This window comes from Citrobacter sp. Cf125 (assembly GCF_030333935.1).
In the GTDB taxonomy this organism is placed as follows: domain Bacteria; phylum Pseudomonadota; class Gammaproteobacteria; order Enterobacterales; family Enterobacteriaceae; genus Citrobacter; species Citrobacter freundii.
The window spans coordinates 331436-349519 of the sequence record NZ_JAOWEY010000023.1; the positions used below are offsets into that span (position 1 = coordinate 331436).

Annotated in this window: 15 protein-coding genes; 2 read left to right on the forward strand and 13 right to left on the reverse strand. The window is 53.8% G+C overall.

What is annotated here, in order from left to right; translation table 11 throughout:
* Positions 1-25 precede the first annotated feature (25 nt).
* Positions 26-925 (forward strand): nickel/cobalt efflux protein RcnA, encoded by a 900-nt coding sequence (locus tag OGV89_RS11985; protein ID WP_048232734.1) that lies wholly within the window; start codon positions 26-28, stop codon positions 923-925.
* A 44-nt stretch (positions 926-969) separates the two neighbouring features.
* Here OGV89_RS11985 and OGV89_RS11990 read toward each other — a convergent pair whose 3' ends face one another.
* From OGV89_RS11990 to OGV89_RS12020, 7 genes are all read right to left on the reverse strand, one after another.
* Positions 970-2352: an amidohydrolase family protein gene (locus tag OGV89_RS11990; protein WP_181825990.1), complete on the reverse strand. Its 1383-nt coding sequence runs from the start codon at positions 2350-2352 to the stop codon at positions 970-972.
* 12 nt (positions 2353-2364) lie between these two features.
* Positions 2365-3315 (reverse strand): carbamate kinase family protein, encoded by a 951-nt coding sequence (locus tag OGV89_RS11995; protein WP_286558684.1) that lies wholly within the window; start codon positions 3313-3315, stop codon positions 2365-2367.
* Between the two features lie 26 nt (positions 3316-3341).
* Positions 3342-4892 carry a hypothetical protein gene (locus OGV89_RS12000; protein WP_003840986.1) on the reverse strand — a complete coding sequence of 517 codons (1551 nt, stop codon included), beginning with the start codon at positions 4890-4892 and terminating at the stop codon, positions 3342-3344.
* A gap of 117 nt (positions 4893-5009) precedes the next feature.
* Positions 5010-6428 (reverse strand): YlbE family protein, encoded by a 1419-nt coding sequence (locus OGV89_RS12005; RefSeq protein WP_003033887.1) that lies wholly within the window; start codon positions 6426-6428, stop codon positions 5010-5012.
* Positions 6428-7975, reverse strand: a complete 1548-nt coding sequence (gene fdrA / locus OGV89_RS12010; protein ID WP_174501246.1) for an acyl-CoA synthetase FdrA — start codon at positions 7973-7975, stop codon at positions 6428-6430. Before fdrA ends, OGV89_RS12005 begins: the two co-directional genes overlap by 1 nt.
* On the reverse strand, positions 7953-8852 hold the full coding sequence (locus OGV89_RS12015; protein ID WP_075206715.1) for an oxamate carbamoyltransferase subunit AllH family protein: 900 nt from the start codon (positions 8850-8852) through the stop codon (positions 7953-7955). Before OGV89_RS12015 ends, fdrA begins: the two co-directional genes overlap by 23 nt.
* A gap of 15 nt (positions 8853-8867) precedes the next feature.
* Entirely contained in the window at positions 8868-9473 is a 606-nt protein-coding gene (locus tag OGV89_RS12020) for an ankyrin repeat domain-containing protein (RefSeq protein ID WP_003033877.1), read from the reverse strand.
* Between the two features lie 390 nt (positions 9474-9863).
* Between OGV89_RS12020 and OGV89_RS12025 the strand changes: the two genes are divergently transcribed.
* The gene (locus OGV89_RS12025; RefSeq protein WP_003033874.1) at positions 9864-10793 is read left to right on the forward strand and encodes a LysR substrate-binding domain-containing protein; all 930 of its coding nucleotides are present in this window, start codon (positions 9864-9866) and stop codon (positions 10791-10793) included.
* Between the two features lie 42 nt (positions 10794-10835).
* Here the strand turns inward: OGV89_RS12025 and OGV89_RS12030 are convergent, their stop codons facing one another.
* The 6 genes from OGV89_RS12030 to pgaA all read right to left on the reverse strand — a co-directional run bounded on the left by OGV89_RS12030 (position 10836) and on the right by pgaA (position 17760).
* A complete protein-coding gene (locus OGV89_RS12030; protein ID WP_003033869.1) occupies positions 10836-11108 on the reverse strand; it encodes a GNAT family N-acetyltransferase in 273 nt (90 codons plus the stop codon).
* A gap of 11 nt (positions 11109-11119) precedes the next feature.
* Positions 11120-11350, reverse strand: a complete 231-nt coding sequence (gene yjdI / locus OGV89_RS12035) for a 4Fe-4S mono-cluster protein YjdI (RefSeq protein ID WP_003033864.1) — start codon at positions 11348-11350, stop codon at positions 11120-11122.
* Between the two features lie 82 nt (positions 11351-11432).
* A complete protein-coding gene (gene pgaD, locus OGV89_RS12040; protein WP_003840995.1) occupies positions 11433-11939 on the reverse strand; it encodes a poly-beta-1,6-N-acetyl-D-glucosamine biosynthesis protein PgaD in 507 nt (168 codons plus the stop codon).
* Positions 11936-13270 carry a poly-beta-1,6-N-acetyl-D-glucosamine synthase gene (pgaC, locus tag OGV89_RS12045; RefSeq protein ID WP_003033859.1) on the reverse strand — a complete coding sequence of 445 codons (1335 nt, stop codon included), beginning with the start codon at positions 13268-13270 and terminating at the stop codon, positions 11936-11938. Before pgaC ends, pgaD begins: the two co-directional genes overlap by 4 nt.
* Complete coding sequence (gene pgaB / locus OGV89_RS12050; protein WP_200002707.1) at positions 13267-15288, reverse strand: poly-beta-1,6-N-acetyl-D-glucosamine N-deacetylase PgaB; 2022 nt, start codon at positions 15286-15288, stop codon at positions 13267-13269. Before pgaB ends, pgaC begins: the two co-directional genes overlap by 4 nt.
* 9 nt (positions 15289-15297) lie before the next feature.
* Positions 15298-17760: a poly-beta-1,6 N-acetyl-D-glucosamine export porin PgaA gene (gene pgaA / locus OGV89_RS12055; protein WP_032939249.1), complete on the reverse strand. Its 2463-nt coding sequence runs from the start codon at positions 17758-17760 to the stop codon at positions 15298-15300.
* Positions 17761-18084 lie beyond the last annotated feature (324 nt).

The following is an 18084-nucleotide window of genomic DNA, read 5'->3' on the forward strand; positions in this document are numbered from 1 at the left end:
AATTAAACAACTAAGAATCATTCTCATGGGTGAGTTTTCTACGCTTCTTCAGCAAGGCAACGCCTGGTTTTTCATTCCCAGCGCGATTCTATTAGGTGTGTTGCACGGTCTGGAACCAGGGCATTCCAAGACGATGATGGCGGCCTTTATTATTGCTATTAAGGGGACCATCAAACAGGCGGTGATGCTGGGGCTGGCAGCAACGCTGTCGCATACCGCCGTAGTATGGCTGATTGCGCTCGGTGGGATGTATATCAGTAAAGCGTTTACCGCCCAGGCCGTTGAGCCCTGGCTGCAATTTGTCTCGGCGATAATTATTCTCGGGACCGCATTCTGGATGTTCTGGCGAACCTGGCAGGGAGAGCAGAACTGGCTGGCCCAGACGCATCACGACCACGATCACGGGCATCACCACCACCATGATCATGACGACCATCACCACCATCATCATGACCACGATGACGATCATCACCATCATCATCACGAACACGAGCATAATCACGACCATGGCGCACTGGCCGGACTCACCGAAGGCTCAAAAGAATATCAGGATGCCCACGAACGGGCGCATGCCACCGATATTCAGCGCCGCTTTGCGGGCAAAGAGGTCACCAACGGCCAAATATTACTGTTCGGTCTGACCGGCGGGCTGATCCCGTGCCCAGCTGCCATTACGGTACTGCTGATATGCATCCAGCTCAAAGCCTTCACGCTGGGCGCCACCATGGTGCTGTGCTTTAGCCTCGGGCTGGCGATAACGCTGGTAACAGTGGGCGTGGGTGCGGCAATCAGCGTGCAGCAGGCAGCCAAACGATGGAGCGGATTTAACACGCTGGCACGCAAAGCGCCCTATTTTTCCAGCGTGCTCATTGCAATGGTCGGCGTATATATGGGGATTCACGGCTATATGGGGATCGTCGGTTAATATATGGGAGCGCAGCAGCGATAGCCGCTGCGCGGAAAACCAAACTAGCTTGCGACATTCCCCCACACCAGTTGGCCTTTGTGGAAGGTCGCAGTGCGTGGGGAGATTCGCGCGACCGCTTCCGCTGAGCATGAGGCATCTACCAGCACAAAGCTGGCTTCATCCTGCGCTTTCGGCCAGACGCGCTCACCTTTATCGTTAAGCGGCAGCACATCACCGGTAGCGAGGAACAGCGCCCGCGACAGATTAAGTTCATTCGGGCGAATATAGAGCTGCGCGTACAGATTCGCCTTCTCCAGCATGTCTCCCAGCCCGTACGGCGACCAGTGGTCAATCACGCTGTCGGTTCCGGTAATCACTTCCACACCTTTGTCACGTAGCTGCTTGAGCGGCATGTGCATCGTGCCAATCGGCACCGTCGAGGCAATGGTAATCTGCTGCGCCGCCATGCGGGATGCGAGTTCATCCACCTGCTGTTCGTTCAGCGTAGACAGCGCAAACGCGTGGCTGATGGTCAGTTTGCCCTTTAACTGCGGCGTTTTCTCCACCGTTTCTACCATGTAATTCACCGCCGCCACGCCCGCCGGACTGGTTTCATGCAGATGGATATCCACGCCTTTGTTGTAATCGAGCGCAATCTGGAACATGGTGTCGAGGGATTTTTCCATCGCCCCATCCACGCTGGTTGGGTCCAGACCGCCGACATAATGCGCTCCCGCCTGCATCGCTTCACGCATTAGCGGTTCAGATTTTGATAACAGCAGACCATGCTGTGGAAATGCCACAATTTCACAGGCAAAACCCGGCTGGCGACGCGCCAGCACCGCCTGCAGGTTCTCCAGGTTTTTCAGTCCGGAAACCGGTTCTATGTTGCAGTGGCTGCGGGCAATCGAGGTACCTTTTGATTGCAGCAGATCGATCAGCTTTTCCGCGCGCTCCTGGGTGTAAGGCTGGAGTTCAGGCAGCAGCTTTTGTTCCAGGCGGATCATATCCTGAATGGTGGTGCCCGCCGGACGGTTCAGCGAACGCCAGGGACCGCCGTAAAAGGTTTTATCCAGATGGATATGCATGTCGCGCATGGCGGGCAGCATCAGCTTTCCACCCGCATCGTAGTGCGGCAGCGTCGCATCCGGATGCTGCTTATTCTCGCGCAGCGCAACTATTTTCCCGTCCTGGATTTCAACGGTTTGCAGCGCGGTACGGGTGTGCACCACCACTGAGTTTTCGTAATCAAACCCCGCTTCCAGCAGGACGTTATCCAGGTAATAGTGCTTATCGTTAATCGTCATTGTGCTCTTCGACCCGCAGGTGTTCCCGACAGGATTAGCAGCATATGCGACTGGGGCGACTGCGCCAAACAGCGCGGCAGCAGTGACCATTTTTCCGCTCTGGCTTAAAAATTCACGGCGGCTGTTACTTTCCTTCATTCGCATCTCCTCTCAGGAATGGACAATATGGGTGCCCGTTTCGCCGCGCAGTGCGGCGGGCAGGCATTCCGGCGTGGTGATGATCACTCGTTTACCGCCATGCTCCAGAAACGCCAGGCTGGCAACAATCTTGGGTAACATGCTGCCCGGCGGGAAATGTCCCTCCTGCATGTAACGGGTCATCGTGGCGACATCCACCGTATCCAGCGTCTGCTGGTTAGGTTTGCCAAAATGAATACAGACCTGCTCGACGCCGGTGGTGATCACCAGAATGTCGGCACGGATCTCCTGTGCCAGCAACGCCGTGGAGAGATCTTTATCAATCACTGCATCCACGCTCTGGTAATCCCCCTGATCGCTACGCACCACCGGGATGCCACCACCACCCGCACCAATCACTACAAACCCCTGCTGGGTCAGCGTTTTGATCGCCTCTGCTTCAACAATACGTTTTGGTTCAGGGGAAGCCACAACCCGGCGGTAGCCACGCCCCGAATCCTCAACAAAGCGCCAGCCTGGATTGACCCGCAGCAACTCATCGCGCTGCGCTGCACTAAAGAACGCCCCGATAGGCTTGGCCGGGTTAGCAAAACCGGGATCGTTTTTGTCGACCTCCACCTGCGTGACCACCGTGACCGCCTTCTGCTCGCCGCGTCGTGCCAGACGGTTGTTCAGCGCCTGTTGGATCAAATAGCCGATGCCCCCCTGCGTATCTGCGACGCAGTTTGCCAGCGGGGTAAGCGGCAACCCTTCACGCTCGTGCGCGATTTCCGCACGTCGGAGATCCAGCCCCACCTGCGGCCCGTTACCGTGTGTCAGCACAATGTTGTAGTCCGATGCCAACATCTCCAGCACCGTATCCGCCACCGCCTTCACCGCTTCAGCCTGGTGCTCAATCGACTGGCTGGCGTTATCTTTGATAATGCTGTTGCCGCCAATGGCAACGACCACAAGTTCTTTCATAGTGTTATCTTCCGCTTACAGGCGATTCAGGTCGTTTTCGTCGGTTCCTGCTCAGGCGCAGTCACCGCTTCACGGCTATCCAGAACATGCTTGAGGACAAACATGCCGCTCATCATCAGGTAGGCCACAACAAACATCATCGAGCTGCCCTCAGCAAAGCCAACTGCCGGGGAGTGGATCACGCCAAACAGCGATAACAGTGCCCCAAAGGCTGCGGCAATCGCCCCGCGCAGCGGCTTATTCATAATGGCGAAGATAGCGACGCAGCCCCACAGCATGCTGGCCAGCGGCGCACCGCTTCCCAGATGCACCAGTCCGTCGTAATAGACACCTTTGCTGTGCAGTAAGTCGCTACCCAGTTTCCCCGCGGATGTTCCGGCGGCGCCCATCACGCTGTTAACGATGGTCAATGCCCAGTTAGCGATCCACGGGAACAGGCAGATGAAGATGACAGGAACCTCGACTTTGGGCGTTTCTCGCACCACCTGGTTGGCGGTCACCACACCGATAAACACCAGAATCGGCACTATCGCAGTCATCGGAATAATGGCGAGCATAAACGCGCCCAGGCCAAACAGCGGTACCAGGAACATGGTGATGCCTGAAGCGAGGGTATAGCCGATGCTGGCGCCCATCGCTTTCCAGCCCGCATGCCCAACATACACGGTCACCGGGAACGGGTTGCCCAGCATGCAGCCAAGCATGGAGGCAAAGCCGTTCGCCATCATCACCTTGCGGGTGTTGTACTCATCCCCCGCCGCGTGCGCACTTTCAATGTTCTCAAGGTCGAAAATGTAGTTCGCCAGACCCAGAGGAACCGCAGAAGCCAGATACGGCAGTGCATGCGGCAAACCTTGCAGGAAGCTGTCGACATGAATTTCCGGCGGGTTGAAGCCAAAGGAAGACATCGACGCTTTAATGGCTTCCGGGCTTTGTAAACCGGAGATCCACGCCAGGGCCGTACCGGCAATCAGCAGCAGCAAGCCGGTAGGAATGCGGGCAAAAATCGGCTTCTTACCGAACCAGTTAATGAAGATCAGCAACAGGACGATGAAGGAGACGGTTGGCGCTTCGAATGCCTGCAGCATCGGGTTCATCGCCAGCAGCAACAGTCCCAGGCCGGACAGACAAGAAAGCAGTACCGTACGTGGAATCATCTTGCGGATGGTCTCGCCCAGAAAGGAGCCGCCGACCAGGATCAACGCTTCGACAAAGCACCACACCAGGGCTATCTGGATAGCAAAGTTGGCATCTTTGGTTTGCTGATAAACCGGCATCAGTACCAGGAAGGTTACGGTAAAGATTGACGGTGCGCTCGGTCCGGACGGCAGCGCCGTCACATCTTTACGCCCGGTGTGTTTTGCCATCTGCAGGCCAAACCAGGCGTAGCAGACGCTGGCCACCAGCACCGCCAGACCAAAGGCAGGCGCAATGCGACCATAGACAATTTCGGTAGGGATCCCGACAACAAAAATGAGCAGCCCCATCATTGTCAGCAGGTTAGTCAGGTTGTTGGTCATCAGCCCAAAGTAAGCTGCCCAGTCACCACGTTTCCATTCTAGTTTTATGCTGTTCATGGAATATCCTTAACAGGTTAAGCATCGTTTGCGATCGCGGAGATCGCCCAGCCCTGCAGGTAAGCAACGTTTTTCGCTTCGCTACTGTGGGGCTAACCGCGTTAGCCCCGATTGTTGTTATTGGCAGTAGCGGTCGCGCCAGTTGAGGATCGCCTTTTCAAAACAGGCGAACGGCGGGTGGACTATTCCGGCGCCGATCATGCCGATCCCCGCGTCTTTGTGCGCAATGGCGGTGTTAATCACCGGCAGAATGCCGGTGCTGCCCACGCGCGTAATATCGATAGCAGTCGGTACGCCCATAAAACCCAGCAGCGGAATGGTGACGTTGGGGTTTTCGCCGAGAGTGATTTCACGCATCTGGCGAGAGAAATCAACGGCCTCTTCGACCGTACCACCCACCAGTGCCACGATGGCCGGCGCCGTCGCCATGGCGAAACCGCCAATGCCGTAGGTTTCGGTGATCGCGCTATCGCCAATATCACGTCCGGAATCTTCCGGCTTGTAGCCCGCAAACATCGGGCCAATCACCTGCTGCGCCGGACCGGTAAACCACTGACCCGGTAAGCCGCTGATGCGCAAACCGAACTCAACACCGTTTCGCGCCATCGTCGTCACCACGGTGCTGTATTCAATGCCGTGGGCGGCGTCCATTGCGGCTTTACACATCGCCATCCAGGTCGGTCCGGAGAAGTAATCGCTGCTGAGGACGAACTCGAACACCTCACGCTGCTGCTCAACCGGATAGCCGGTCTGAATAATCCACGGCGTCAGCGCCTGAATCAGCAGCGCCGTCCCGGCGTTATTGCGGTTATGACACTCATCGCCCATGTGCAGCGCCTGCGCCAGCATCAGGCGCAAGTCTATTTCTCCCGCCAGCTTCATGGCGTCGCGCAGCATCGGTCCCAGCACATCACGCATCCAGTTCAGACGATCAATAACGCTCTGATCGTTCGCGCCCATACGCAGGATCTTCGCCATCTGCTCGCTCATATTGGTATATGCGCGGTTGCCGTAGGTTTTGTTCTCAACGATGTGCATAAACATCGACGCTGACGTCACACCCGCCATCGAGCCAACGCAGTCATGCTCGTGACATGGTGAGAAGATAATTTCACCCGAGGCGGCCAGTTCGGCAGCTTCATCCAGATCTTTCGCCAGTCCTTCAAACACCAGCGCCCCGGTTACCGCGCCCTTCATTGCACCGCACATTTTTTCCCAGCGGATTGGCGGCCCGGCGTGCAGGATGGTGTTGCGGGTCATCCCCGGCACGACATTGATTGCCTGGTCATAGCCAATCAGCACCGGATGCGACTGAATAATACGTTCCAGCGCCTGCTGGTTAGCGGCAGCGATTTTGTCTGCCAGCGGCGAATCGGCAATCTCGTCCAGTGCAGCAACCACCTGCATGTTGCCCTGGCCCGGCGGCGTCCAGTCGAGCTGGGTCACGGGAACGTTCTGCTTTTTCAGGTCATCGCTGAACATCGCGATACCGACATTAATCACATTCAGCGGCTGGTTAAACAGTGTCTGGCTCATCAGGCTTCCTCCCCTTTACAGATAAATTCACGCGCCAGCAATCCGGTGTTGGTGCTACTGCTCGCCCAGATAACGCCCGCATCAGTCAGCATCTGACATTGTTTTTCCAGCGACGGCGTATCAAGATCGGTTCCCAGCACATAGCCGAGAATCTCAAGCGGACGACCGTCTGAGGCGGCGATCGCTTTGGCTTCAACGATCGCGTCGAGCATCACGCCAACCGGATCTTCATGCGATCCAAAACCAAGGACGAAGTCCATCACGATCACGCCGACTTCAGGATCGCGCGCTTCCTGCAACAGACGACTAATGCGGTTGGTGGGATCGATCATCGGGTGCGGTTTACCGTTGGTAAAATCGTCATCACCGAAATCGAGGAAGGTATGCGCCACGCTGCGGTTGAGATCTTGCAGGCGGAACGCCGGATCCGGATGAATGTTGCTGTAAACTTCGGCATGTTTTTCCATGGCAGCAAACATCGCCTCATCGCACAACGTGCCACCGCAGAACAAGCCACGGATGTACTTTTGTTGCGGGGTCAGACGGGCGCGAACCTCTTCAATCAGCGGCCAGTTGAGCGGATGCAGATCCAGGCTCTCTTTTTTCACGCCGGTCAGCAGTACCGCTTTCAACGCCGCCTCTTTAGTACCGCGGGCAAACTGTAGGCCTTTTTCATCCGCAGGCGCGGCTTCACGTCCGAGGAAACACACCACCACGGGCTTATGACAGGCGCGCGCACGTTCCAGCACCTTGCGCGCCACCGCTGGCGCAGGAGGTTTGGAGATAAGCGCGATGATCTCAGTTTGCGGATCGGCCTCCAGCATGCCAATCGCGTCAAGCATCATCAGGCCGCCAATCTTCTCACTCAGATCGCGTCCACCGGTGCCAATCAGTTGAGAAATTCCGCCGCCAAACTCGTGAATGCGTACGCTCAGCTCCTGGCTACCGGTACCGGACGCACCAATAATTCCGATGTTGCCGCGACGCACTGCGTTGCCAAAACACAGCGCCGCGCCGTTAATGATGGCGGTTCCGCAGTCTGGCCCCATCATCAACAGTCCTTTTTCGTGCGCCAGTTGCTTAAGCGTCAGCTCGTCTTCAAGAGAGACGTTGTCAGAGAACAACATCACGTTGAGGTTATTTTGCAGCGCCTGACGCGCTTCACGCGCGGCAAACAGGCCATTGACCGAGATCACCGCCAGGTTGCTGTCGGGAACGTGCTTCTTCGCGCTGGCGAGCGTGGCATAGCGCGCTTCGTGCTGGCCACCCTGCTCTTTATGCGTAAACAGATCGTCAATCGCCACCAGCGTTTGCGCGTTTGCTTCGTCGCTCGCGCCTTTAATGACAATCATCAGATCGCCACTCTTCGCCTCTTCCAGCTCAGGCGTGAGCAGGCCGAGATTCTTCAGCACGCCCTTATTCATTTCTGTCGCCATAGCCACGAACGCCTGCTCAACACCATCGAGCTTATTTGCGCGCGTGGAGATAGACATCAGTGAGACAGAATCAAAATACGTGTTCTTTTTAACAACTATCCTGATCGACATAATTCCCTCCAGACCTGTGGCTCAGGGCGCAGGCATCCGCCATGCCATACAGCATGTCGCAGCCAGAACTTGAGCCAATATTTTTAATGTCAGTAATATATTGTGTAGAAACGGGTTGTTGCTCAGTAATAATATGGTTGAGCAGCCGTCCAATGCTTTCCCGATAACGCTGATGAAAAGCTTCCTCTAATGTTATTTTGCTGAGTAGCGTCGTATTATTTCCGGCACATTGTAAAGCTGCTAAAAAATCTTCACGATATTTCCTCAGCGGATGCCCGGGAATAAATAGAATAGTGCTTAGGCCCACTAAATAATCATCCGATGAGGGCGTCAGACCAATCCCCAGACCAATTAAATGGCTGACCGCTGTAGAGATATTTTCTCCTGTACGCAACGCCGTCAGTAATGTTTGTCGGCGGTTGTGTAATTGACGGGTGATTTCCTGAAAAAACGGATTGTCACCCTGATACAGAAATAATGTGTCGTCGCTTCTTAGCTGTTGGCGGATAACCTCATCCCAATGCTGCCAGCCGACTGCGGCAAGACTTGCTGCATCAGATGTCCACCGTGGTATTCGCCACAGCAGGCAACCGGCGGTTTCTATCCATTTATCATTGCCAACAACTATTCCCGACCCGCTAAAATTGACCAGCTCACCGGGATGAAACAGGTCTTCACAATGCGTCAGCGCCAGCCGACAGCTGTTAGGTGCGTTATCACAATCTTCACTCAGTAACGTCAGCAACCGCTGCTGTTCAGGTATCAACAGGTTTACCGCGTGGGAAAAAACCTGTTCAACCCGCCCCGTTCCCCGGAAAGTGAGAAACGCGCTGTCTGCGGTTAGCGCCCGTACGCATCGCCGTGATGGCGTAGCGATAATGGCGCTCCTGTGTCAGGCTCCGGCCGCAATCAGCAGCTCGGCAATTTCGTGGTACCCTTTCTCTCGCGCCAGTTCCAGCGGGGTTTTACCGTATTTATCCGTCATGTGCGGATTTGCGCCATGGTCGAGCAGCAGCTTAACGATCTCCTGCTGCTTCGCGCCACCGTCATTAAGTACGATGGCTTCCAGGAGCGGCGTCCAGCCAACAAAATTAGTATGGTTGACATTGATATCGGTACGCAGCAGCAGCTCACGCACGATCTCGACATGGCCTTTTTCGCTGGCTGGCGTAATACCGACACCGCCAAAACGGCTCAGACAATTAAGGTCAGGGTTAGCCGGTAATACCGTACGCAACAGCGTTAAATCATTCGTCAGGCAGCTAATCAGGAAGGGGTTAAAACAAGTTTGATCTTGTTTATTAATATCGGCACCCTCAGCAATCAATAAAGAAACACAGTCATAATGTTTATTCAGGCTGGCAATAATAATGGCAGTACGCCCCTGGCGGTTAGTGGCATTAATATCCACATTTTTTGCCAGACAGGATTTTAATCCATCGGCATTGCCCTGTTCTGCCGCCAGCAGAAATTCAGTAATGAGTTCTTTCTCTGACATAATCGCTCTCCTGCAGTTTTTTAGACTTTTTAAATATCCGATAACCTGAGAATAGCAACAGAGTGCAGAGAATAACATCCGCTTAAATTTCATTCATCGTAAGCGCATCGATTATTGAATCAATTTTAACAATGAGAACAAAACGTGCTGTAGTGCAATCTTTCCCTTATGGCTGGGGCCCTTTTAGCCACTAATCAGTAGTCCGGTGAATCAGGCGGTATGCTGCACGGATAGCGGCCTGCAATTAAAATACAGAAGTGTGATTGCCTTCAAATCAAATGTAAAACTAGTGTTAAATTTTGTTCAAAACTGATTGCTCTGTATAAGGATTACAAATACATTCAACAATCATCGTGTTGCGGATGCGCATTGTCGCCGGAGGGGAGAAAGATGAATTCAATATTTACCGAGGAAAACCTGCTGGCGTTTACGATGGCAGCCCGCTACAGCAGCTTTAGCAAGGCGGCTGAAGAGCTTGGCTTAACCACATCTGCAATTAGTTACACCATTAAGCGCATGGAAATGGGTCTCGACGTGGTGCTGTTTACCCGCAGTACTCGCAGCATTGAACTGACCGAGTCCGGGCGCTACCTGTTTCGCAAGGCGACCGACCTGCTCAACGATTTCCACGCCATCAAGCGCAGCATTGATACCATCGCTCAGGGCATTGAAGCCCGGGTACGCATCTGCATTAACCAGCTGTTGTATACCCCTCAACATACAGCGCGGCTGCTGCAGGTACTCAAGAAACAGTTTCCAACCTGCCAGATAACCGTCACCACCGAGGTGTATAACGGCGTCTGGGATTCGATCATCAACAACCTGGCTAATATCGCCATTGGCGCGCCCGATACGTTACTGGATGGCGGCGGAATTGATTACACCGAGATCGGCGCGATCCGTTGGTCGTTTGCGATTGCCCCGGATCATCCCCTCGCCTTTATGCCGGAACCCATTTCTGAGAGCCAGTTACGCCTGTACCCGAACATCATGGTGGAAGACACCGCACACACCATCAACAAGAAGGTCGGCTGGCTGTTACACGGACAGGAGTCGATTCTGGTTCCCGATTTTAATACCAAGTGCCAGTGCCAGATCCTGGGTGAAGGCATCGGTTTTCTGCCGGACTACATGGTGCGCGAGGCGATGGAAAAGTCGTTGCTGGTGACGCGGCAGATCCACAACCCGCGTCAGGATTCACGAATGCTGTTGGCCACCCAGCATTCGGCAACCGGTCGTGTAACTCAGTGGATTAAAAAAGAGTTTGGGCCACAAGGGATACTGACGGGGATTTATCAGGATCTGCTGCATCGGGAGTGATGAACCGGATGGCTGTTATACCTTCCGGTACACATAAGATGATCAGGCGCGGATATCGTCGTACTCGCGGGTTTTATCAAATTCATGTTTGGCAAACGGGCACAGCGGAATAACTTTGCGGTTTTCAGCGCGCATCTTCTCTACCACTTTCGCCACCAGCTGTTTGCCGACGCCCTGACCTTTCAGGCTGGGGTCGACATCGGTATGTTCAATGATGCTCAGATGCTCGCCCGTCGGCACAAATACTATCTCGGCAACCTGGTTGCCCTCAGCATCATTGACATAAAACTTGTTGTGGCCTGCAAGAATTTCCATGGTCCCCTCACTCATTTCTGGCGATATTTCAGCGCACCGCTCGGACAGGTATCGATGACCTTGATGACCGTCTCGACATCCACTTCATCCGGAATGATCCACGGTTTACGTTTCAGGTTAAACAGTTTCGCGCTTCCCCGCACGCAATTGCCCGAATGCTGACATATCGCCGTGTTGAAATAGACGTCAATCTTCTCGCCGGTATAGGCCCGGTAACCTGCATCCAGTAGTTCCTTATCCACGACATTGCCTCACATTTTTTTATTGTCTGGGTCTAATCATAGACCTATGCGAGGCTGAAGGAAGCTGCTGAAAGCAGAAATATCACTCGGGCCTTTTCTGCAACAACGGCTGCTGCTCTGGTGGCAAATACTCCAGCATCGCAGGCGTTGGCGGCGGGAGGCGGTTATCGGCAATATCCCTATCCACATCGATATGACTGATTTCGCCATTCTCATGATGGTGGACCGTCAGCACCCTCGCCTTGTTCAGTTCCGTAACCAGCTCCCGGGTAATACGCAAACTTTCTGCCAGCTCATGGTCTTCCAGCCCGGGTCTGCGACTGCGGCGTTCCACCCGAAAACGAAACTGGTTGTACTTAGCCCAGCCAATCAGCACCAGGCCGTTGACCAGGGCGACAAGGATATAAAACGTGACCGTATCCAGCGTGGTGAAAAAGGGTCGCACCCCCATATACGGTGAATGCGCCAGGGCCGTGATCAATCCTTTATAGATCAGGTATAAGAAACCAACCCAGGCGATGAGCGTCAACAACACATCGATAATGCGAGGCAGCAGACGCCGCTCCGTAAAGATCAGTGGCTGATTCACGATTCGATCCTCCCAATTCCACGGTCAGGACTCACCCAACGCGCTCTGCCGCGTTTGCGTTTGAGCATCACTTTCGGGAACGCGACCAGCGTGGTGAACAGGCTTAGCATCCAGTACACCACCGGGAACCAGATAATCCAGAACAACGAGGCGCCAATGCCTTTTTCATAACGTCGTTCAATCATCAGGCTCACCGCAAACTGCAGCAAGCACACCACGCCGAGGATAAGTCCGGTGAAGGCTGGCGGGAACAGATGCTGCACATACAGCGAGTCCGGCATCGGGATCATCAGCCCTAACAGGAACAGCACGATACTGATCGCATAGGCAAACGACCAGGCGGTAGAAAAACAAAACTCAAGAAACAGCGGCCACATGCGACGGAACTCCCACGACCACAGACGACGCATGTTAACGATAAACACCTCTGCACCACCCTGCGCCCAGCGCAAACGCTGCTTCCACAACCCTTTTAACGTTTCTGGCATCAGGATCCAACACAGTGCGCGCGGCTCAAAGAATACCGACCAGTGGCGCAATTGCAGCTTCCAACTGATATCGATATCTTCAGTGATCATGTCCGGGCTCCAGTAACCGACCTCGGCCAGCGCGCGACGACGAAACGCCGCAACTACGCCTGAAACGGTAAAGATCTGCCCATAGACTCGCTGAGTACGCTTAATTAAACCGATAATGGAAGAGAACTCACCGACCTGCACACGACCGATTAACGTAGAGCGGGTTCGAATACGCGGGTTCCCCGTCACTGCGCCAACACGCGGGAACTGGATCAGCGGAGCCACAATATAGGCAACGGCATCACGATCCAGTAACGCATCGCCATCAATGCACACCAGGTAATCGCTGCGCGCCGCGGCCGCACCGGTCTTGAGCGCCAGCGCTTTGCCCTGGTTTTCAGCCAGATGAATCACCCGCAGGCTGGGGTATTCCACTGCCAGTTGTTCCAGCACGTCGTGAGTGTCATCCGTTGAACCATCGTTGATGGCAATCACTTCGATATTCTTATATCGCTGTGCCAGTGCGGCCTCAATGGTTTCACGCGCGTTGATCCCTTCGTTAAAACAGGGGATCAGAATGGAAACCAGTGGATTCCCCGGCAGGGTCGGTGGTGGCGTGTCATCTCCCCATTTCCAGTGACGTTCACGGTAAAACCAGAAATAGACTCCGCCGCTTATCCACAAAGCAGACATGAACAAAGGCCAGAAGAAGACGAAGTTCAACATCACTTCACCTGTAAAGATGACAGCCACGCCAAACGGCAGGCTGAACATCAGGCAAAGTATCAGGAAAGCAATAATGCGATCGGTCATTTTTGCGGATACCAGTATGAGGAGAACGTCGAGCGAATCTCTGACATCTCAGGTTTGTCGCTGATGAAATCATCCGGGTAATAGCCGTAGTTACCTGCACCGCTTAATTTCAGCTGGCGCATCCATTCGGCTATTTGTTTTCCGCTGATTTCAGCCTGATCCCCGGATTTACGCCAGTCTCGTGCCTGCAGTTCAAACACGGTTTTATCCAGCGCCCCAGGGTTTTGTGCAACGGCATTCACCAGTCGGTCAAGCCATGCGTTGGCATCATTGGCCGGGATCTGTTCCATGAATGGCATCGCCATCGGCGCCGTCCAGTCATAGGTATTGAGGAAATCATTCAGGTTTTGTGCAAACCAGGCTTCACTTTCAGGCTCCAGTACCGGCATGGCGTAAATATTGCGCGCAGTTTGCACCTGTGGACCGCGAATATTACGCACAGACTGGGTCAGCTGTTTGGTGAAGTCGATCAGCATCTTACTTTTCAGGCGCGTCCAGCGCTCGAACGCCTGAGGATTATTACGTATTTGCTCGATACTGCCCGGAAGCCCTGCGGCACGGTAGGCGGCTAACGCATCCGGTGACGCATCTTCAAAGTCCGTCAGGAAAGCATCGTCATGAAACAAAATACCTTTGAAGCTGGCGTGTTTCGCCAGGTCTTCATAGATTTCAGTGATGTGCTGACGCGCTTCGCTGCTCCAGGGTGAAAGGCGGACATAGTTCTCGTGATTGATAGCAGTACGTCCCGTTTTCGGATCCCATGCGGTTACGCGTGGAATAGACGCGTCGAGATCGAAAGCCAGAACCGGCATCCAGGCATATACAGTCACCCCTGCCCGCGTTTGTAGTTGCCAGGAGATATAGTTAAAGAGATCGGCACGCATCGGCAGCCAGCGGTTGGGGAAATAGACCTCACGAATATTCCCGTCGCCTTGCGGATCGGCGTACGCCTGCAGGAAGACATGAGAAATACGCATGTCATAAACGCGCTGGATCAGCTTATCGATATTTCGCTTCTGCTGAGCAGGGTCCTTGTCATATACGTAATCCAGATCGACATGCATCACGCGCATCGTCTGTGGCTCACGGACCTGAGCGACCTGACTGGCAAAGCGCTTAAGGGATGGGTTATCAGAGATCAGCACGCGCGGAATATCATCGAGAAACGCGGCATTCGCCAACCCTTCATTAAGCGTAAAGGCCATCTTATAGCCATGCTCTTTGGCCAGGTTTAACGTCGTGCCGTTGGCTGCGCCGTACGGCCATACCCACGCGCGCGGCGATTTCCCTGTCACCGATTTGATCTTGTTAGTGATCAGAGAAATATCCGTGTTTATACGTCGCGTGTACTGTTCGTCCGTTTCGTAAGTGCCGGTTTTCTTATCATACAGGCGGTTCGCTACAGCTGGCTCTTTACTCCCCTGCGGATTGGCCTCAGCGCCAAAGTGCGAGTTCCAGGTGTGCGCACCGACTTCCACCAACGGCGATTTCCCCATTTCTTCGACCATTTTCCAGGTGGCGAATTTATCTCGCGCTGTCATTAAGCCGCCAAAATCGACTTTTTTGTTGGCTGGCGCATCAACCCAACTGCCTACTGGCGCCCAGAGCGCAGGCCAGTTGTAGGCTTTCAGCAATGGCCAGACGCGGGTATAAAAACTGCTATACCCGTCGTCAAAGGTGAGTAATACCGCTTTTTCCGGCAGTACAATTTTACCGTCATGGGCATCCAGAATTTGCTGCACGCTGATCGGCTGATAGCCATTATCACGCAGCCAGGCCATTTGGTCGCTCAACGCGCTGGTACGCACAGAGAGGTAACGCTGGTCGGCAGCACCATCTTCAACATCGTGATAGCCCAGTACCAGGAAACTATTTTTCGGCCACTGATGATCCGCCGTCAGCGGTGTTCTCTCCCCAGGAGGAACATAGCGAGGCGTTGTATTGTGCGCGCTGCTGCACGCGGTAATCATCAACCAGCCAGCGATTAATGCGCTAAGCCACAGGCATCTTTTCAGCATGAACAATCCTTAAAACCTGACATTTAAATCGAAAGCGAGGGAGATATTCCGCTCACGTTTACCGTCATAGGGGCGTTTATCCCAAATCAGCATCACCCCGCCATCTACGACGTTGTTCCATTTAAGCCGTTGTCCGTATCCTACCTGGACAATAGCGCCTGCATCTTCACCTTGCTGCCAGTAGCCACCTACGCCTGCCAGACCTTGCTGCGTCCAGACGGTATCATAGTGGCGGTAAAGAACCTGCTCTGCGCTCAGGCCAGGGACAACCGAAAAATCACTCTTCGGGTTGTAATACGGCACATTCTCTTTGGTGTTGGTGCTCCCGCCAATGCCCGGCGTAAAGTCCAGCGTGAAGCGAGGCGTGGTCCAGATGCGCTCTTTTCCGCTGAGTCCGTATTCGATGCGATCGTTACCGTCTGAGAAATGTGATGCAGCAAACGACAGTTGATATTCACGTCGTTCGTTTTGATACCAGCGAACGAACATATCGCCGCCGTTGGCATACACACCGCTACGCAGCGCGCGCAATGGCGTATTACGCGACAAGCGCTCGGCCGAACCGCCTACGCGCCAGTTGTCATTAAAGTCATGCCAGCCGGATAGACGCCCACCAATCTTCTGACCATCGCCATAATTTCGGCCAGACACTTCCATTTCCGCCCAGTAATCACGGGAAGTCCATTCTGCACCCGCCGCCAGATCGCGGCTGATGCCCTTCCCTTCCTCAAATTCACCGGTAGCGAAGTTGAATCCAGTAAACAGTCGCCAGTTGTCATTAATCGGCGGACTGTAAATAGCCGTGTTGATGTTGAAGTCATTCTTACCGCTGACTGGGCTATCGGACGAGATCCCCTGCGTGCCGCTAATGCGCACTTCCGACATTTTGTGGACATCACGAATACGCGCGAGGCGCAGCGTCGCTTCATCATCCGGGCTACGGGCAATAACGTCATCCGTCAGTTCATCGGCCTGCTTCCATTCCTGGAGATCCAGCGCAACGTAAGCCTGCTGACGCTCCAGCTCCAGATTGCTTGGCTCAATTACTTCCGCCAGCTTAAGCTCTTTCTCCGCCGCATGCGGCAATCCACGCGCTTCAAGCACAGAGGCATAGGAAATGCGCAGTCCCTGGTTACCGGAGCCTGTTCGTGCCAGATGCTCTGCGAGCTTTTCTGCCTCTGGCAGTTCATTGGCAGCGATATGATATTGCGTCAGCAGCGACTGTCCGAGCAGCCAGTTATCGTTAGGCTGCGGCGTTGGCGAGCCATAGATACGCCGCAGATACGGACTCTCTTTGATCAAATCATCGACTTGTTTTTTGGCAGCATCGAAGTTTTCATTATCAATGTGTGCATAGAACAGATCTTGTTGATCCTCTGGACTGAGCGGCGTCACCGGGATAGGCCCATTTGGGTAGTAGATGCTCGCCAACATCGCTTCGGTTTTTTCCGGCTGACGCTCGCTTAACCATGCTGATGCCACCCAACGTTTTGCGTAGTTTGGTACTTCGCCGCTTGTGGAAAGGGACTCATATTCCTCGATCACTTCGGCAGTACGTTTACGCACCAACAGGGCACCCATACGGTCTATTCTCGCCCGGCGGACATCATTCTGCGCAGACGGCTCATCTTTCCAGGCCGCCAACAACTGGTCATAACGGGCCAGCGCTTTATCTGCTACGATAAAACGTTCTTCTTCATTACGTGCGGACGTATAAGAGGATCGGACCATTTCAGCCGCCGCATCAAGCTCAAGGCGACGCTTCACAGGATCTGCCGTGGGCACGACTTCCGCCATATTTAAGGCTGGTCCGGAAACACGGTTCGCTGACAGCGCAGACAACAGCGTGGATTTTGCATTTTTGTTGCCAGGATCGACGTCATCCGCCTGGCTGGCAACCAACAGCGCGTCCCAGTTTTTCCCCTGAGAGTGATAGACATAGGCAAGTAGCGCATCGGAATCAGCCCCCGGATGCGCCTGAGCCCATTTATTCGCTTCGGTAAGGGCTTGCTGATTGTAGCGCGCATCTGCCAGCGTCATTATCCAGCCGGTGCGTACATCCACGTTATCAGGTTCTTCCTGTAAAACGCGTTCCCACACCGCCAATGAATCATTCCAGTTTTTCTGGTTACGATACGCACGCGCTGCGGCGACTTTTCCCCGTGCAGGCACATCCATCTGACCACGATACCGCTGCCAGATTTCAATTGTTGTTTTATCGTTGTTCTCAACCCAACTAGAAACTTGCAGCCAGTCGGCAACCTGGTTTGGCGTTAGCGCGCTTTTCTTTCCCTGATCCTCAAGGTAGCGCAATAGCGGCGCACTATTCCCCCCCCGCGCTTCAATAACCAAAGCATCATAATCAGATACCGCAGCAGAGATTTGCATAGGGAAAAGAATGCTGGCCGTAAATAAACAGCTTACAGACTTAAAACGTTTAATGAAGTTGGCATGTCGACGCATACTGAACATATCTGCCCTTATATCTTACATCAGAGTAAAAATAAGCGTTTTCAATAAGTTAAGGTCAATCCCTGACGATTGCCGACCATGTAAGATGCACTGCCGCTTATTTCGTAATAGGGTTATAAAGCAATTAATTCTTTCGTCTTATTGACTACCCGCACCGCGTCCCCTAATCGTTGAGCAGGAGGCATAAACTCGGGAATTTTATCACTCCATGTAGTTCGTGGCTACGGAATAAGAAAAGTCTTAGTCAAAAAAGTATTTTAGACTAAATAATCCTAATACTCTTGGGATTGAATTCTGGATTTAAACAAAGTTTGCCCGGTGACA